13 protein-coding genes and 2 pseudogenes are annotated in these 16,151 nt (G+C 55.6%); 5 read left to right on the top strand and 10 right to left on the bottom strand.

Annotated features, from left to right (window positions below):
* The 5 genes and pseudogenes from B7449_RS14460 to B7449_RS14440 form a co-directional block, all read right to left on the bottom strand.
* A pseudogene (locus B7449_RS14460) lies at positions 1-305 on the bottom strand (tannase/feruloyl esterase family alpha/beta hydrolase); the annotation flags it as partial.
* An 82-nt stretch (positions 306-387) separates the two neighbouring features.
* On the bottom strand, positions 388-816 hold the full coding sequence (locus B7449_RS14455) for a PNPOx family protein (RefSeq protein WP_048883750.1): 429 nt from the start codon (positions 814-816) through the stop codon (positions 388-390).
* The gene (locus B7449_RS14450) at positions 813-1,532 is read right to left on the bottom strand and encodes a DUF554 domain-containing protein (RefSeq protein ID WP_039733194.1); all 720 of its coding nucleotides are present in this window, start codon (positions 1,530-1,532) and stop codon (positions 813-815) included. The genes B7449_RS14455 and B7449_RS14450 overlap by 4 nt, the downstream gene beginning before the upstream one ends.
* Positions 1,533-1,542: 10 nt before the next feature.
* Positions 1,543-2,133 carry a UbiX family flavin prenyltransferase gene (locus tag B7449_RS14445; RefSeq protein ID WP_039733193.1) on the bottom strand — a complete coding sequence of 197 codons (591 nt, stop codon included), beginning with the start codon at positions 2,131-2,133 and terminating at the stop codon, positions 1,543-1,545.
* Between the two features lie 99 nt (positions 2,134-2,232).
* Positions 2,233-3,741, bottom strand: coding sequence for a UbiD family decarboxylase (locus B7449_RS14440; RefSeq protein ID WP_039733191.1), 1,509 nt, complete (start codon positions 3,739-3,741; stop codon positions 2,233-2,235).
* 92 nt (positions 3,742-3,833) lie between these two features.
* Here B7449_RS14440 and B7449_RS14435 point away from each other — a divergent pair, with 92 nt between their 5' ends.
* A complete protein-coding gene (locus tag B7449_RS14435; RefSeq protein WP_082084895.1) occupies positions 3,834-4,727 on the top strand; it encodes a LysR substrate-binding domain-containing protein in 894 nt (297 codons plus the stop codon).
* 97 nt (positions 4,728-4,824) lie between these two features.
* Here the strand turns inward: B7449_RS14435 and B7449_RS14430 are convergent, their stop codons facing one another.
* The 3 genes and pseudogenes from B7449_RS14430 to B7449_RS14420 form a co-directional block, all read right to left on the bottom strand.
* Positions 4,825-5,610 (bottom strand): siderophore-interacting protein, encoded by a 786-nt coding sequence (locus B7449_RS14430; protein ID WP_039733190.1) that lies wholly within the window; start codon positions 5,608-5,610, stop codon positions 4,825-4,827.
* Between the two features lie 197 nt (positions 5,611-5,807).
* Complete coding sequence (locus B7449_RS14425) at positions 5,808-8,216, bottom strand: recombinase (protein ID WP_039733189.1); 2,409 nt, start codon at positions 8,214-8,216, stop codon at positions 5,808-5,810.
* Positions 8,217-8,724: 508 nt separating this feature from the next.
* Positions 8,725-8,988: pseudogene (locus B7449_RS14420) on the bottom strand (type II toxin-antitoxin system PemK/MazF family toxin); the annotation flags it as partial.
* 384 nt (positions 8,989-9,372) lie between these two features.
* On the opposite strand from B7449_RS14420, the gene B7449_RS14415 reads away from it, so the two are divergent.
* The 4 genes from B7449_RS14415 to B7449_RS14400 all read left to right on the top strand — a co-directional run bounded on the left by B7449_RS14415 (position 9,373) and on the right by B7449_RS14400 (position 14,983).
* Positions 9,373-9,891 carry a sigma-70 family RNA polymerase sigma factor gene (locus B7449_RS14415; protein WP_039733188.1) on the top strand — a complete coding sequence of 173 codons (519 nt, stop codon included), beginning with the start codon at positions 9,373-9,375 and terminating at the stop codon, positions 9,889-9,891.
* 99 nt (positions 9,892-9,990) lie between these two features.
* Positions 9,991-11,007: a FecR family protein gene (locus tag B7449_RS14410; protein ID WP_082084893.1), complete on the top strand. Its 1,017-nt coding sequence runs from the start codon at positions 9,991-9,993 to the stop codon at positions 11,005-11,007.
* 141 nt (positions 11,008-11,148) lie between these two features.
* Positions 11,149-13,761 carry a TonB-dependent siderophore receptor gene (locus tag B7449_RS14405; protein ID WP_235721244.1) on the top strand — a complete coding sequence of 871 codons (2,613 nt, stop codon included), beginning with the start codon at positions 11,149-11,151 and terminating at the stop codon, positions 13,759-13,761.
* A gap of 238 nt (positions 13,762-13,999) precedes the next feature.
* Positions 14,000-14,983 carry a LysR family transcriptional regulator gene (locus tag B7449_RS14400; protein ID WP_039733186.1) on the top strand — a complete coding sequence of 328 codons (984 nt, stop codon included), beginning with the start codon at positions 14,000-14,002 and terminating at the stop codon, positions 14,981-14,983.
* Here B7449_RS14400 and B7449_RS14395 read toward each other — a convergent pair.
* Together B7449_RS14395 and B7449_RS14390 are read right to left on the bottom strand one after the other, a co-directional pair.
* Positions 14,943-15,176, bottom strand: coding sequence for a DUF2274 domain-containing protein (locus tag B7449_RS14395; RefSeq protein WP_082084890.1), 234 nt, complete (start codon positions 15,174-15,176; stop codon positions 14,943-14,945). The genes B7449_RS14400 and B7449_RS14395 overlap by 41 nt on opposite strands.
* The coding region (locus B7449_RS14390) for a TrbI/VirB10 family protein (protein WP_048883746.1) at positions 15,173-16,151 on the bottom strand (979 nt) is incomplete at its 5' end. The genes B7449_RS14395 and B7449_RS14390, both read right to left, overlap by 4 nt.

The following is a 16,151-nucleotide window of genomic DNA, read 5'->3' as shown; positions in this document are numbered from 1 at the left end:
GCAGGCGCGATCTGCCCCGTGACCTTGCAGAATTTACCCTTTGGAGTGTCCAGCACAGCCGCTTTCTGGCCGTGAACGGCAGCGCCCACGGCGGGCGCAAGATCGACATTGCCTAGCGCCTCACAGGAGGTAACGGGCTTTACCTCCGACAGGCTGGCGATATCCGAGGCCCGCGCCGGGTTCGAGAGCACAGAGATGAGGCTGATTGCTGGCCCCACAATCCACAAAAAGACGGTCAGCTTTAAAAGTATTCTTTTCATCGCAGGTAAGATGCCCCGTTCAGTCAATCGTTCGATGCGGTTCATTAACCGGATTCACGCGATGGCGCGCCAAACAGAATGTATGGATTTGTAATAAAGCCAACTATTCAGAACACTTGGCAACCCGTTACTCCACCCTCCATTCTTCCTTGTAGCCAAACCCGTTCCTGTTATCGGTTGCCTTGATGTAAAGCGGCGTAAACGCCCAGTAGACAGGCTGAAGATGAGCTGGAATAGAAAACCGGGCCATATAAAGATTTGCCGCCAGTTCCCGGTCCTCAATGCACAGCCTCCGCACAGGCCCCTCCATTTGCAATCCACGCAGGAGAGGAATGGACCCATCCTGACCACTGACTGTTGCTACCCCTCGCCCTGCCTGCCCCAGCAGAATGCCGTGGCGGGTCGAAGGGTCTGTCACAAACAGCAGGCGTGCACGTAGTGGGTCAAAAACATAGAATATAGGCGCTGCCCAGTGCTGATGCCCGGCACAAACCGCCAGAGACATGACATGGAATTCTGCTACCAGGGCATCAATCCGGGGGGTAAATATGGTCATGGTCCGACAAACCTTAGCCATATGGTGGTCATGGGCATGGCCAGCACCAGTGCGGGCAGCATGTTACCAACCGGGAATTTGACAATGCCGCATATCCGGAAGCCGGTTGCCAGCATCAACACACCCCCTACGGCTGCAAAATTGTCATTCATCAATGGGGTTGTCAGCGGGGCAAGGTAAGTCTCACCTGTCGCAAGGGCCAGCAGAACTGCCAGTTGAGGAATGCATATAGCCGCTACCGCGAAGCCGAGCGTTGTTGCAAAAATGGCGGCGGTCAGGAAGTCCAGAACAGATTTGGCCAGCAGGATGGAGGGATCTCCCGTCATACCTTCATGAATGGCACCGAATATGCCAGTTCCGCTTGCGCAGAAGAGAACGGTAAGGGCAACGAAGCGTTCAAGAAATACCTCTGGCGTCAGATCTGCAGGCATAGGCACAAAGCGTCCCAGTAACCGGTTCCCCCATGTGGAAACCGCGCCCAGATGAGTCTCCAAAGCGCAACTTTCCCCTATGATGACACCAAGCAGCAGGGATAAGACCATCACGGCAACGGCATGGCCGTGGACAATCAGCGAAACACCCATTCCCATGGATGCCAGACCGAACATCATAGGCAGACCATCTTTCAGGCGTTGTGGAATATGCCCGCTCAGGGCCGCACCGAGAATTCCGCCTGCCAGCACTACGCCGGCATCTGTATATGAGCCGATCAGCATGGCTGTTTTCCTATTTTTCCGCTGAGACGGCAGACAGTGTTTCGCCCCAGCGGGGCATGTCAGGCACCTCCACACCCAGCAGGGACAGGGCGCGCGCGGCACTATGGCGGATGATATCGGCACTTGTGCGCGGCGCCGCGTAAATGGCGGGAACCGGCGGGAAAATGATACCGCCATATTCGGTCACGGCCAGCATGTTACGCAGATGACCCAGATGAAGGGGCGCCTCACGCGTCATCAGCACCAGACGCCGTCTTTCCTTGAGCGCGACATCGGCCGCGCGCGTGACAAGATTATCCGTCACTCCCGATGCAATTGCACCAAGCGTATGCATGGAGCACGGGGCGATAATCATGCCTTCGGTACGAAAGGACCCGCTTGAAATGGGCGCGCCCAGCGCACCTGGTGAGTGGATATGGGTGGCAAGGGCATACACGTCCTCAGCCGACAGACCTGTTTCATGCTCACGCGTCAGTTGCGCACCACGGGACATGACGAGATGCGTCTCGATCTCCGCTTCCCGCAGCAGACGCAGGACATCAACTCCATACTGGAAGCCCGACGCCCCGGTAATGCCAACGACAATCCGTTTTTGGACCATGGAACGCTCCCGTTCTGAAGATATTTCCTGATGACGGCAGAAGTACAGAACCTGTCTGTCTGCGCGGGATGGCGGACCGGCAAACAGATTCCTGCGGGATTACATGCCCGCTTTGGGAAAGATCGAAGGTGCGAACGGATGCGGATCGACATCGCGAAACTGCGCACGCACAAAATGCTCTTTCAGTTTCCACGGATAGGTGCAGTCAAAGATCGTCTTACACGACACGCCTTTTGCAGGGATTGAGGGATCATACTCCGGCACCTGCGAGGGATCGAGCACATGACCCGTCACCCCGGGCAGAAACATGGTATCCACATTGCCCTGATACCGGGTCTGCATGGCCCAGAGCACATCGTTACTGTCGAACAGATCGACATCATCATCCACGATGATGACGTTCTTGAGTTCGCGATAAACTGCTAGCGCAATCAGCGCGGCCTGACGCGCCTTACCCACATCGCCCGCACTACGCTGGCAGACCTGAAGGATCGCCAGCAGTTTTCCTCCACCCGCGCTATGCGCATAAACATTTTTCACAAACCCCGGCAGCGCCTTGTCACAAGCGTTGAAAATACTGGCTTCCGTTGGAATGCCTGCCAGATTCACATGCTCTTCACCCGGCCCGACCAATGTCTGCAAAATAGCGTTCTTCCGCATGGTCACGGCCTTGACCTTGATCACCGGCAGGGCTGGATTGGCAGGACCGTTATAACCGGGGAATTCGGGCATCGCATGGCCCGTATTGGTGTTGACATCCTCCCGTATCCGCCGTCCCGGCAGGATCTCGCCTTCAATCACGATTTCGGCCCTGGCGATGGAGCGCTCTTTCACCGTCACAGCATCTACGAGTTCAACCGCTCTACCACGCAGCCCGCCAGCTACGGTCAGTTCATCAAAGCCCAGAGGTGTGGTGGGGGCCTCGAAACACGCCCCGATCGGGATGGCAGGATCCAGACCCATATTGATAGTAATGGGCAATGCCTCACCCCGCTCTTCCGCCTTGGCACGGAAGGCATCGATATGGCGGCCAGGCGCGAAAAAGACCGAGAGTTCATCGCGCCCCTGCACGCACAGACGATGAATAGTCACGTCTGTATGGCCGTTATCCGGATCGCTACCCAGTAGCAGGCCGAGGCAGAAATACGGGCCAGCATCCTCTTCCGTATTGGTTGGGGCCGGGAGAAGATTACGCAGGTCAAAGTGCGGGTCATCAGCCCGAAAGATCTGTTCCTGACACGGAGCGGACTGCCCCTTGAGGACGACCGGAGCAATCCCGTTAAGGACCGCCTCGCCCATCCGCCGCCCAAGCTCTTCGGGTCTGCTGTCAAGCAGTAAAGCCACGCGCTCACGTTTTGCCATAAGGCCAACCAGTACGCGTGCACCGGGGTAGCCTTTCACATTCTCGAACATCATCGCCGGACCGGTTCTGGTCGGACGCATGACGGTACCCCCAGCCCCGACACGTTTATAAACACCCGCCAGTTCGGAGCGGGGGTCGATCTCATGGTCTGTTGAAATCAGTTCATCTGGAGACTGCTCAAGCCTAGCCAGAGCGGAGCGTAGATCGATGACCGGTGAGTTGGCTGTGTGATCTGTCCTGTTCATGACATTGTCCTTCCTGTCGCAAAAGGAAGGCTATCCGGCCACCATAATATGTTCCATATTCACTATATGGCATTATTGATAAGTTAAATATTATGGATGAACATCTAACGTCTGTTTCTCTACGCCGGCTGGCTGTCTTTCTCACTGTGTGCGAAACCCTCCATGTCGCTCGTGCGGCTGAAAAGCTCGACATCGCACAGCCCGCGCTCAGCCAGCAGATCAAGGCTCTGGAAGAGGCTCTTGGTGCCCAGCTGTTCCATCGTCGCAAGCGGGGCATTGATCTGACCAGTGCTGGTCATGCCTGCCGGGAGGCGGCACAGCACCTCCTAAAGAGCCATCACAACCTGATCGACGGGGTGCGAAGCATTGCCCGTGGTGAGATGGGCCAGCTTGTTCTGGGGCATGTCGGATCGGCCTTGGCGGGGCGGATTTTCCCCAACCATCTACAGAGAATGAAACAGCACTTCCCTGAAGTGCAGATCACGTTGGCTGAAAAATCCATCTCGGATCTTGTCACTGCTGTCACAAAAAAGGACATCGATGTTGCTTTGGTACGAGATCTTGAAACTGTTCCTTCCATCTGCAGCACACGACGATACATAACGGAAAAGCTATTTGTTCTACTTCCGGAAAACCATCCCCTTGCATCCCGAACCGACCTTTCCATACGGGCAATCCATGCCACTCCCCTGATTGGTTTTCAGGATCCGGACGAAGTCGGCATCGCACGTATTGTGCAACAAATAGCCGAAAAAAACGGCCTCTCCCTTGAGCCATCATGGAAAGTTACCAATATCGGCAGCATTTTCGGAATGGTTCACGCAGGTTTTGGCCTGTCAATCGTTGCCGAGAGTGTGACAGCACTTCTGCCTGCCGGTCTGAGCGCCCTCCCCCTGAGTGAACCTGACGCAGAATCAACCCTGTTTCTATTGTGGAACAGAGAGCAGGTCTCGCCAGCATTACAGAAGTTCATTGAGCTTTCCTGAAATGCCTCCATAATCTGTGAACCGGACATCGCTAAATTAGGTCACTCGAATCACCTCATTACTGAAAAGCATAAATAACCAGTCATCTTCATCTCGTTCAGCGCACATCTCCGACATCCCTGACGGAAGCATCGGCCTGTCCCTTCACCCAGTAGCCGGATGCCTTGACCCATTGGGCCGGAACCTTACGCTCATCCAGAAGATACTGACGCACGGCCTTCGCCACGCGGGCCTCAGCACCGACCCAGACGAAAGTACGGTCAGGGATCTCCAGATTTTTCAGAACAGCAAGAATGCCCGTGGCTTCATCCGCCTGATCCATGGAGCGATGAACCCAGCGGGCTGCATGGCGCGCGACCGTGGCGAAGACCTGCTCATCTTCTGATCCCGGCACAGCCACGAGCGTTGTGACAGGCGTGTCGGCTGGCAGTTCCTCCACGCGACGCCCGATCGCGGGTAACGCCGTTTCATCGCCAATCAGAAGCCACTGGTCAATCGGTCCGGCAATGATCTGCGATCCACGTGGACCGCCGATTTCCAGCCGATCTCCCGGTCTGGCGGCCCTCGCCCACGCAGCCGCTGGTCCACCATGATGATTGACGAAATCCAGAAGCAGCGTACCGTTCTGCGGGTCGTAACGGCGCGGCGTGTAATCACGGCGGGTTGGTGAACCATCCAGACCTGGAATGAAGATCTTGATGTGGTCATCCGGCGCTGGAATGGTGAAACCGGCCAGTTCGGGTCCGCCCAGCGTGATGCGGATCATGTGCGGAGTCAGGCGCTCAACGGCGCGGACCTCAAGACTGCGTCTGACGAGTTCATGCCTTACGCGTCGGATCTCGGGGCCATCACCCCGATTTAAAAAGGACTGGAAGAGTTTCATGACTGTGTACCCTTGTCGTGCCGACAGGCCGGTGACTGTGGATACACAGACGCACAGGCTGCCAGCATTCTGCTGTCAGTTTCTGTGCGTTGTTTCACGTTAACGCATACGAAAGCACGATCAGCGAAGACCGCACTAGCTGTGTAGATCAAAGCCTTCGGAGGCAGAGTCTGTCAACGGGTTTCTCAGTATCCTCCTCAGATCGGACAGACGCCACTGGCACATTGAAGATGCGCCCAGTCCACCACTTCGCGCACCTCGTCATCCTGCATCATGGCGGTGATGGCAGCGAATTTGCCTGCCGACACTTCCTCTTCCGGCAGGTATTCATAACCAAGACCGGAATCCGGGCGGCTCGGCAGCACGGCGCAGCAGCGCACATGCGGCTGGTTGGCAGCCACCATGGCGCGGAAACTGTCCAGACTATGCCGGTCGGTATAGACCTTGAGCGTGTAGGACACCTGATTGCCCTGCTCCGCCCCGATCCAGTATTTCTCCAGCAATTCCAGCCAGCGATACTGCTCCTCCGGAGAGGCTTCGGGTGCTGTCACCACACGCTCGCCCATGCCGAGACGCTGGATAAGCGGCACGGTCGGAAAGCCCACAATGCTCATGCCGGGAAAACTGCGCAGCGAACGCACGGGATAGCCCTTGCGCTCATAGGTGGGCAGCAACGGGTCGGTTCCCGCCTCCCATGTGCCGTCCTCGCGCCGCACGCCCTTGAACTGCACCCAGCGAAGATACTGCCGCCGTGCGGGCAGATGCGCTCCTTCGGTCAGACCGAACAGCTTGGACGTGGTGCCCGCGGGCTTGACGGTTGTGACCGTAACCGGTCGGGCGGTGCCGGTCTCGTGCGCATAGGCATCCGCCTCGCTTTTGGCGATAGTGGAGAGTTCCCTCACAGCGTTCCAGAAAGGAGCAGCGCGTTCCTCATCCAGCAGATCACGGAAGTCGAGGCCAAAGCGCACCCATGCCCATTCATGAAGGCCCGTCGGGCCGATGCCGATACGGTTGGTTCGCCGCACTTCCTCACCATACAACGCGTCCATGCGGTTGGCACGCAGCAGGAACCGCACACCCAGCCGCACGGAATCCCGCACGCGGGCATCCCATACTGCCACCGTCGCAGGCGGCACCTGACCGGGCGTCACATCCTCCAGCGCCACGGGGCAGGCCAGCAGCGGAGCGAAATCACCAATCACACAATAACCACCCGTGACGTGCAGTGTGATCTCACCACACGGATTGGTCGTGACCGGGAAATGCGCGGAGGTGGCCCGCTGCGCCAGATCCGCCAGCAGGGCCGCCCCCTCGGTGGCCTGATAACGATGCGAGCGGAAATCCCGCCCATCCGCATGCACCTGTTTGAGCCGTGCGCTGCCGGTGCGGTTATCTTCCAGCCGGTCACCGTTGATAAAGCCAGGCTCGCCATTGATCCATGCGCACCGCGTGGCCTCGGCAAACACCGTGCGGGCATGGCCGGCCAACGAGCCGGTCTTTGCCGGATCGTTCACGTAATCCCAGAATTCGGCGTCCACCATGACGGAATGGTTAGCGGTCCATAGCCCGCCTTCTTCCTTGGCGCGGATGAAGCGCAGCACATCCGCATCCCGCCATGATTTGGTCGCCATGCGTGCGGCCCGACGGGCGCCCCCCACCTGCACCTCGACGGACAGATAATGATCCACCCGCAGCGCCTGTTCCCATAGTGGCATGTCGCCTGCACGGGCGGCCTCGATCACATGCTCACGCACATTGAGCAGCCCGCGCAGCAACGAGACCGGTCCCGAAGCTGGCCGTCCCTGCATGCCCGCGATCGGGCTGCCCGCACAGCGAATGGCGCTGAAATCCAGCACCAGCGAGCGGTCACGTTCGCCACGGAAGGCCATCGCCTCAATGGTCTCGACCGCCTTGCCCCAGCCTTCACGGCTGTCCTCAATCATATGGATGAGATCATCGCCTGCGGGAGCACGGGCCAGCACAGTTCTTTCCAGAAAGGCACGGACCTGTGCCTCCATCTCCGCATCGAAGGCTTCCAGCGCCGTGCCCCAGGGCAGGATCTGCATCTCAAGGCCGAACCGCAACAGGCTGGCGCGATCATGCGGGTAGTCCGGATGGTCAGGCGACAGGACGAATTTCAGATCCGGGGCCTGCCCCCAGTCCACCACGCAGAGTTCGTCGTCATAGGCCCGCCCGACGCCGGAGCCATTGAGCAACAGATAGAATTTCGCAAAAGAGCAGATGGCCGTCGCGCAGTTGGTGAACATTTCCATGTTGCGATCCGGCTGCATGCTGTCGCCATGCTGCAGATGGCGGCCCGATGTGAGCAGCGCCCCTGTGGCGATGGCGTTACGAAGCTGCATGATCTCCGCATCACCGACCGTAGTCCGCAGCCCGGCATTGCCTTCGGCCACACGGTCGGCCACGAGCCCAAAATCTTCGCGGTCGGAAGGCCGGAACACGGTCCGGCGACCGACCGCCTCTCCCATACCGCGATCCAGTGGGCGTGCGGGGACCGAACGGGTTCCGAATGCTTCTTCAAACGGGTTGCGAACAGCTTCGCGGCCGCCCTGCCCGCCCGTAAACAGCGAAAAATCTCCGTCCATGCACCGGCTCCATTCTGCGGGGAGTATGGCCCATCTCCAGCACCACAGTCGCTCATATTGTGTCTTAGGCGACATCGTGACACCAGATGTTGTGTCTTGCACGAACAAAATAGCGGGCCGCACTTTTCTGATCGCTGTCACCCGCAGTTTTCCTTGATATGCGATCTGATTTTTTTGGTTCCTACTGGACGGCCTGCCAGAAGAATCATGTCGGTCGCTTCGAACGCCAGTAGCCGCGACGTCATCGCCACCAGGAAGGTCTGTGAAAATACTCACGCACACGTGAAATCAGCCCAACCTACGCTGCGCTTTCCATCCCATTTGCATCCTATGTGCATCCTGCGTGGGATTTTGGGCACAAAAAAAGCCACCCTTCTGGGTGGCTTTTCTTCTGTCTTTTCAGACGCTTATATCTGGTTGCGGGGACACGCAAACACCGATTTCCACATAAATTATGCGCACAAATTTAGCATTGAATAATCAGATGATTAGACAGAATTCTCCTTCGTCATTCCAAAATTGCGGAAAGCTTGCCCAGCACCTCATCAATGATGTGCGTTGGAAGACTCTCCAGCCTCCGACCATTACGCGACCCAATATCAAGGGCACGAGGCTGATCACAGCGAACCACTCCGGTTGTTTTGGTCCCTGCCCCCAAAAGCGACACGGCAAACCCAGCGGTCCGCGCAAAATTGCCTCCACTGGTGATCGGCAACACAATCGGGTTCTTTGTCAGCCGATTGAACGCGGCAGGAGACACAACCAGTACAGGCCGCGTTCCCTGCTACTCATGACCTGACGTGGGATCGAGCGACACAAGGTACTCGTCACCAAAACTCACACGGCTTCATTCAACATCATCGAACTGACAACCCTCTGCCTATTAAAGGCACGATTCGTGGGGCAACAAAGATGGATGATTGGAGCCGACAGAGGCCCTACTTCAGTGACGTATGAAAGACCCATTTTTATAGCCATCAACCACATTTTTTTATCAAACGCGCCCGTTCGAGGCGAGAAAAGTTCCGCACTGTGACACGCAGGCCAGACACAGCATAATAGCTCTTGCAGTTAAGAACCTGTCGCAATACATCCAACCAGATCAGGCTGGCAGACACGGCACTCAACCCTCATCCATGACAGGAACCACAGCGCGGTGAAGGACTCAGAGCAAATTCTGAACGTCTATCTCAGCCATCGCCTGCACCTCGTGGATGTAGCAGCGGGTATCATCGGGTGCCGTTCCCGTGCTGAAGATATTGTCCAGGATGCTTTCATCAAGGCCACCCTGGTCCAGAAGAAAGGCACCGAGATCCAGCGGCCGGTGTCCTATCTGCTTCAGGTTGTCCGGCGACTTGCAATTGACTTTCTTCGGTTCGGGCGCATTCGGAATGAAATCGATGTGGCCGACATCGCCGTGCAGAACCTGCTCAGCGATCCCCGATCCCCTGAAACTTACGTCGGTAGCCGCGAGGAACTGGCCATTATCGAAGAGGTATTAGCTTCGCTTCCCGATCGTACGCGCCTCGCGTTCGAAATGAAGCGTTTCGGTGATTACAAATTACGTGAAATTGCGGTTGTTCTCGACCTTTCTATTGGTCGAACGGCACAACTGATTACGGACGCAATGGCAGCCTGTCAGGCGGCTCTTGATAACGCTGCATCCAGAAACTGAACTGACACGCTTTAAAAATGCACTCACGCTCCGTCTCTCTCATAAGATGGTTTTTCTTATGCCGCCCGTCCGTTGAGCGTGGAGCGCCATGTGGTCCGTATGACAGATAACTCTCCCGCTTCAGACGACCCGCTCACCGCCGAAGCCAATCTCTGGGTCATTCGTCTGACCGAGGAGCCGGACGATCGTGATCTTCGAAAAGAGTTCTCCGCCTGGTATGCCCAGTCGCCCTGCCACGCAGATGCCTGGTCAAGAGCTTTGCGCGTCTGGAGGCTTACAGGGGCCGTTGAACCGGCTCTCCTGTCCCTTCCGGATAAACCGAAGAGCACAGAGAGGTTCGTTCCACTCAGACCTTCGTCATCCCTAAGCGCCTTGGCAGGACGGCATGCGGTAGCCTTTTCACTGGCCACGGTGTTATGCGGACTAGGCCTGTTCTTTCTGCCTGACATTCGCATTGCGTTGCAGGCCGACTACCAGACCTCAACAGGCAAGGATCAGACCGTAACACTTGCAGACGGCAGCGTCGTCACTCTGGGCGCACGCTCGGCCATTGCGATCCATTATAGCCCCGGCAAGCGCGACGTTACCCTACTGGCGGGTGAGGCTTTTTTTCAGGTCAAACATGATGCAACACGTCCCTTTCAGGTGACCGCCGGAGCTATACAGGCCCGCGATATCGGTACACGTTTTGATATCCGCCTCGACCCAACAGAGATACGGGTTGGTGTTCAGGACGGTCGTGTCGGCGTTTCCAGCCCGACACAGACGCAGGAAGTCGTTCTGAACGCAGGAGATGAAATCAACGTCGATCGATCTGACGGCCATGTGACCCGGAAAACCGTCTCTCCAGACACCATTGGATCCTGGCAAACCGGCACCCTCGTCGTTGACAGCGATACGGTAGGGCACGTTACCGATACCCTTAAACGCTACTATCCTGGCTTTATCGTTAACTGGAGCGCCAAGCTTCGATCGCGTCAGGTCGGTGGCATCTACGACCTGCACAACATCCCTGCCGCCCTCAGAGCCGCAGTTGTTCCGTCCGGCGGGCAGGTTCGGGAGGTCGCTGGTCATATGCTCATTGCGACTGACGCCCCGACATCCCACGAACAGTAAATTCTCAGCCCCGAAAGCGTCTCAACCTTCTGAGGTTTGGCATCTGTGAAAATAATTTGAGACGCTGCCCTATAAAAAGCCCATACGAACCCGTCCCTATTTCAAATGCGATGCATTCTCACTTTTGATGGGACGACACATATGGAACCTGAAATTGCACCGCGCCTTGCCGGTCGCACAAAAAAGTCTGGCCTGCGCCATGTATGGCTCAACCGGCCTGTCATGCTGGCAGTTCCCTCAGCACTCCTTTTCGCGCTAGCGAGCATGGATGCCGAACCTGCCTGTGCCGCATCTTCCAGCGTCAGCCAGACAGCGCAGAACTCTGCCCGTGCCTATAATATTCCTTCCCTGCCTCTCGGGCAGGCATTGGCAGCTTACGGCAAGCAGACTGGTGTCCAGGTGACATATGACCCTGCCCTACTGGCAGGAAAAACATCTGCTGGCGTGTCAGGTTCGATGAACCCGCAGGAAGCACTTCAGAAGCTCCTATCGAGTTCAAGCCTTTCCTATCGTTACGCGGATAGCAACACGGTTGTTATTCAGAAATCTGCCGCCAACATCATGCTTGGCCCGATCCGTGTCGGCGGCACTCTTAACACCCATGAAGCAGCGATCGGTCCTGGCGTAGGTTATGTGGCCAAATATACGGACGCTGGAACAAAAACCGACGCGCTTATTACCGAAATACCCAATTCAGTTTACGTCATTACAAAACAGCAGATTCTCGATCAGCAAGCGCAAAATGTATTGGAGACTCTCCGTTACATGCCTGGCGTTTTTGCTGGGTCCGCAGGTACCGCTGATAATGGCTCCGCTGACGGCACGACAGGAGCCGGCACGACTTCTGCAATAATGATGCGAGGTTTCCAAGCGACTCAATATGTGGACGGAATAGCCTCTCGATCTAATTCTGCAGGAGAGACAGCGTTTGTCGAACGTGTTGAAGCGCTCAATGGGCCAGCATCGGTGCTTTACGGCCAAGCGGGTCCAGGCGGATTAATCGCGACACGTCTGAAACAGCCAACCGATACACCTATTCGCAATGTGACCGTTGGATTTGGTAACTGGGGTCGTTATGAAGCCACATTTGACGTGGCCGATAAAGTAACCAAATCAGGGAACCTTAAATACAGAATAGCCGGAATAGGTGTTACACAGGGGGAGCAAACTCAGTATCTGCATTATAAAAGGGTAGGTGTGCTTCCCTCTTTGAAATGGGATATTGACGAAAAAACCAGCCTTACCGTTCTTGGTGAATATATGTACACACCTGATGCTGGGCTTAATATCGGCTATCCTGGAATTGGTACGTTGGTTCCTGGTAAAAACGGTTACATTCCCCGAAGCAGGTTTTTGGGAGATCCATCTGCTAAAGGAAACAGCGAAACTGAAGCTGACTTTGAGTATCAGTTCTCACATAAATTCAATAAAAACTGGGAATTCAATCAAACGTTCCGCTATGAGGACAGCAAAAGAGACTTTAGCACATTATACATCCGGGGAGGCCTGCAGTCAGATGGGGAAACACTCACTCGATCCGCTTGGGGGGGATACCAAGCTTCTAAAACCATTGCTCTCGACAGCAGAGTGGTCGGGCATGTCGAAACCGGCCCCCTAAAACACACGTTGGTCGCGGGTGTCGACTTCCGCAGGGTCGAAACTACTCAGGATCTTTCCTATGATATAAATATGCCATCGATCAATATATGGGATCCAGTTTATAACGTATCTTTCCCAAATTATAGTTTTAGTGGTTCTGGTATTAAAACAGTATCTAATGTGAGTCAGGAACAGTTTCAAAAAGGGGTTTATTTTCAGGATCAGATGAAATTTGGCCATCTATCAATACTTGTCGGTGGGCGGCAGGACTGGTACAATTATACCGGAAATACGTATTCTGGTAGTTACATCAACGGAAAGACGACACCAGTACATTTTGCAGGATCACATAGTCCATCTGCGTCAAAATTTACGTGGCGCGCGGGATTCACATATAATTTTGATTTTGGTCTGACTCCATATTTTAGTTACGCAACATCTTTCGTTCCTCAAGTTGGCTACTTCGATGCAAATGGAATTGCCGCTAAACCACTTACAGGCAAGCAGTTTGAGGCAGGTCTAAAATATTTAGTGCCTCATACGGATGTTCTTCTGACAGCCGCCGTTTATCACATTAAAGAAAATCACTATCAAATTACGGATCCAAATTCGCCAGGTGATACTATTGACGCAGGAACTGTAACATCAAAAGGTGTGGAATTATCTGCCCATGCCAACATTACAAAAGATCTTCGTCTTACTGCATCATATAGTTATAATGAAAGCCGAGTGACCAAAAGCGATACTATGGTTAATAGCTATAATATGGCAGGCGGTTACGTAGGAGAGGTTGCGGAAAAAGGGAAATATGTTGGTGGACTACCGCGTAATATGGTAAGTGCATTTGCCGACTATACTCTGCCACGGAAAATATTTCGGGGACTAGGAGTCAACTTTGGCGCTAGATATCTCGGTTGGACTTACGCCGGCAATGCACAGTCGTATAAAGTTCCTCCATATATTCTCTTTGACGCCGGCGTACACTTCGACTTTGAAAACGTATCTCCTTCATTAAAAGGACTACGTATCCAGCTCGCAATGTCAAACTTGGCGAACACGCGCTATGTTACCACCTGCGGAACCAGTTCATATGGAGGAACGTGTTATTATGGCCAGGGTAGACGCGTATACGGGAATATTTCCTACAGTTGGTGAACTTTCACCGCCCTGAACTACAGTAGCTTTTCCTTATTAGATTCAGCATTTTACCCCTCGTCTCCATGCCAAAGTCGAGGGGCAGCCTCACTGCAATTTCGATGGGGCGAGCCATGTCAAACTCATGGGACGGTCCTGTGGAATATCCGTAAGGCTACACGGCAACAGGCATGAGGCGCATTCCGCTCCCCAAGAATTTTTCGCAAAAACTGGAGAAATCTGTTCGGAGGCACGTCTTGTGGGATCACAGCAGAATGATGCGCAGACCGACCGGAACACGTTCTTTCGCCTGATTGTCAGCGGTCGGATATCCCTTACCTCGCTGGTTGAAGCCCTCGCTGTGGCGGAACATCGCAATTTTCGAAAAGCCGGTGAAACATTGAAGATTTCGCAATCTTCTATCAGTAATCGGATCGCTACTCTAGAGGCCATTATCGGTTTCCGCCTGTTCGAACGCCGTAACGGCGTGCATGTCACCTTCGAGGGACAACAGTTTCTCTCCGTCATCAATGAAGCCGTCAGTCTGATTAATCAGGCCCTACGCCCGACCAGCCTGCTCCCCACCTCAGCAGAAAGCCGACTTATGGTCGGTGTCCAGTCCTCCAGCGCAGGCGGCTTTCTGCACGATATCCTCGAGCATTTTGTAAAATATTCGCCCCACACGCGGCTGATCTCAGGCGAATTTGCTCCTGATCTGCTGATCTCCGGCCTGCGACGACGCGAGATCGATATTGCCTTTACTCCCGATGTTCCGCCACGTCGGACGCTGGCCCATGATATCCTGTGCGTCATACCATTATGGACGGAAATCATGATGGCAGCACTTTCCGAGCATGACTCGCTAGCCATGCAAGACGCCGTAACATGGAACGATCTTGCGGATCATACCTTTCTCGTTCGCCGAGAAGGCATGGGATCGTGGCTGATGGCGCTGGCCCTTCCCTATCTCGAACAACATGGCGGACCACCCCGGATCGAACATATGATTGTCGGGCGAGACACCCTGCTGGCTGATGTCGTGCGCCGTCGGGCGGTCGCCCTGACCTCGGCCGCCACAACAAGTCTGTCGGTTCCAGGCGTGCGCCTGCTCCCTCTTGCAGGTAATCCCATCCTCCTGACATTTCATGCCCTGTGGTCACGCCAGAACTACAATCCAGCGCTACGGGCATTTCTTACACTGGTTAGGACGACGAGGCACCTGAACGCTTCTGACGCCACCTGAGAAAAGCTCTGTCGGAAAGCATAAATTTCTCAATCATTGGCGCTACCAGTTTCTGTGGCGTGACACTCTGTTGGTGCAAGGCGTTCATGGCTTCCGCATAAACCAGAAGATCCCGATGCACTGGTGCAGGCAAATCAATTACAAGCCGAACCGGTTTTTCATCCAGTAGAGCACTGATTTTTAGATTATTCACGGGGCAGGCTCCTTTGCATGCCAGGGTTTCAGGACAAGGTCGCGGTTGAGGACGAGGGTGAACGGCAGCCCCGGCCGATCGGTGAGCGTGGGCTGCACGTTGAGGCTGCGATCGATCAGCCGGTTGCCAACCATCGAGAAGCCGTTGCTGGCGCCGGAGCGGATAGCCTGGGCCAGATTGTTCTCGCTCTGGCTGGTTCCGGCCTCGGAACCAACGCTGAGAAGCGTGGTCACGATGGCGGCCTTGAAGAGTTGCCCCCAGTGATTGTCGACCTCATCGGACAGGCCAGACTGGCCGATGGCGTCGCCCCCCGGCAGCTTCTCCAGCACCAGGCTGTCACCATTCGGGAAGATCAGCCGGGTCCAGATGATCTGGGTGCGCTGCTGCCCGAAAGAGATGCCGCTGTTATAGGCTCCAAACAGCAGGCTCCCCTGCGGGATCAGAAGATAGCGTCCGGTAGGGCTGTCATAGACGTTCTGGGTCACATGCCCGGTAATCTGGCCCGGCAGGTCAGAGCTGATTTTCGTGTTCAATGCGCCTGCGATGACAGTGCCCGCCTGAAGGATATAAGGTGAGGCCGGGGGCATGATGCGATCCGGGCTGGTCGTCAGCCGGTCCGGCTGCCCCGCCAGAAAGGCACGGTTGCCAGATTGTGCGTCGGTCGCAGGGGACGGATTTGCCTGGGAGGCAGACGCACCCGACGCAGGTAGCGTTGCCTGCTCGTTGTCCCGGTTCCGGTCCCCCGTCTGCACGAACAATTTGCTGGCAATCGCAGCCTCCACCTCCTGCGCGGCGCGGCGATCACCGCCGCCGGATGCGACCTTTCCCTGCTCCTGTGCTTTCAGGATAGTATGCCCCAGATCGCCCGGCAGCGCTGGTCCCAGCTTCGGCACATCTTTGCCGAGATAATCGGACGGCAGCCCTGCCAGACCATTGAACTGCCCCGGGTTTACCGGAGAGTAAAACTCTCGGAGG

The sequence above is a fragment of the Komagataeibacter intermedius TF2 genome (genome assembly GCF_000964425.1).
Taxonomy (GTDB): domain Bacteria; phylum Pseudomonadota; class Alphaproteobacteria; order Acetobacterales; family Acetobacteraceae; genus Komagataeibacter; species Komagataeibacter intermedius.
Note: the sequence above shows the minus strand (reverse complement) of the source record. Positions and strands in the feature narration are given on the sequence as shown.

Coding starts and splice junctions, on each gene's coding strand:
- B7449_RS14435 (WP_082084895.1), top strand. CDS start 3,834: ATGGATGAACATCTAACGTCTGTTTCTCTACGCCGGCTGGCTGTCTTT.
- B7449_RS14440 (WP_039733191.1), bottom strand. CDS start 3,741: ATGAACAGGACAGATCACACAGCCAACTCACCGGTCATCGATCTACGC.
- B7449_RS14425 (WP_039733189.1), bottom strand. CDS start 8,216: ATGGACGGAGATTTTTCGCTGTTTACGGGCGGGCAGGGCGGCCGCGAA.
- B7449_RS14450 (WP_039733194.1), bottom strand. CDS start 1,532: ATGCTGATCGGCTCATATACAGATGCCGGCGTAGTGCTGGCAGGCGGA.
- B7449_RS14430 (WP_039733190.1), bottom strand. CDS start 5,610: ATGAAACTCTTCCAGTCCTTTTTAAATCGGGGTGATGGCCCCGAGATC.
- B7449_RS14410 (WP_082084893.1), top strand. CDS start 9,991: ATGACAGATAACTCTCCCGCTTCAGACGACCCGCTCACCGCCGAAGCC.
- B7449_RS14405 (WP_235721244.1), top strand. CDS start 11,149: ATGGAACCTGAAATTGCACCGCGCCTTGCCGGTCGCACAAAAAAGTCT.
- B7449_RS14455 (WP_048883750.1), bottom strand. CDS start 816: ATGACCATATTTACCCCCCGGATTGATGCCCTGGTAGCAGAATTCCAT.
- B7449_RS14445 (WP_039733193.1), bottom strand. CDS start 2,133: ATGGTCCAAAAACGGATTGTCGTTGGCATTACCGGGGCGTCGGGCTTC.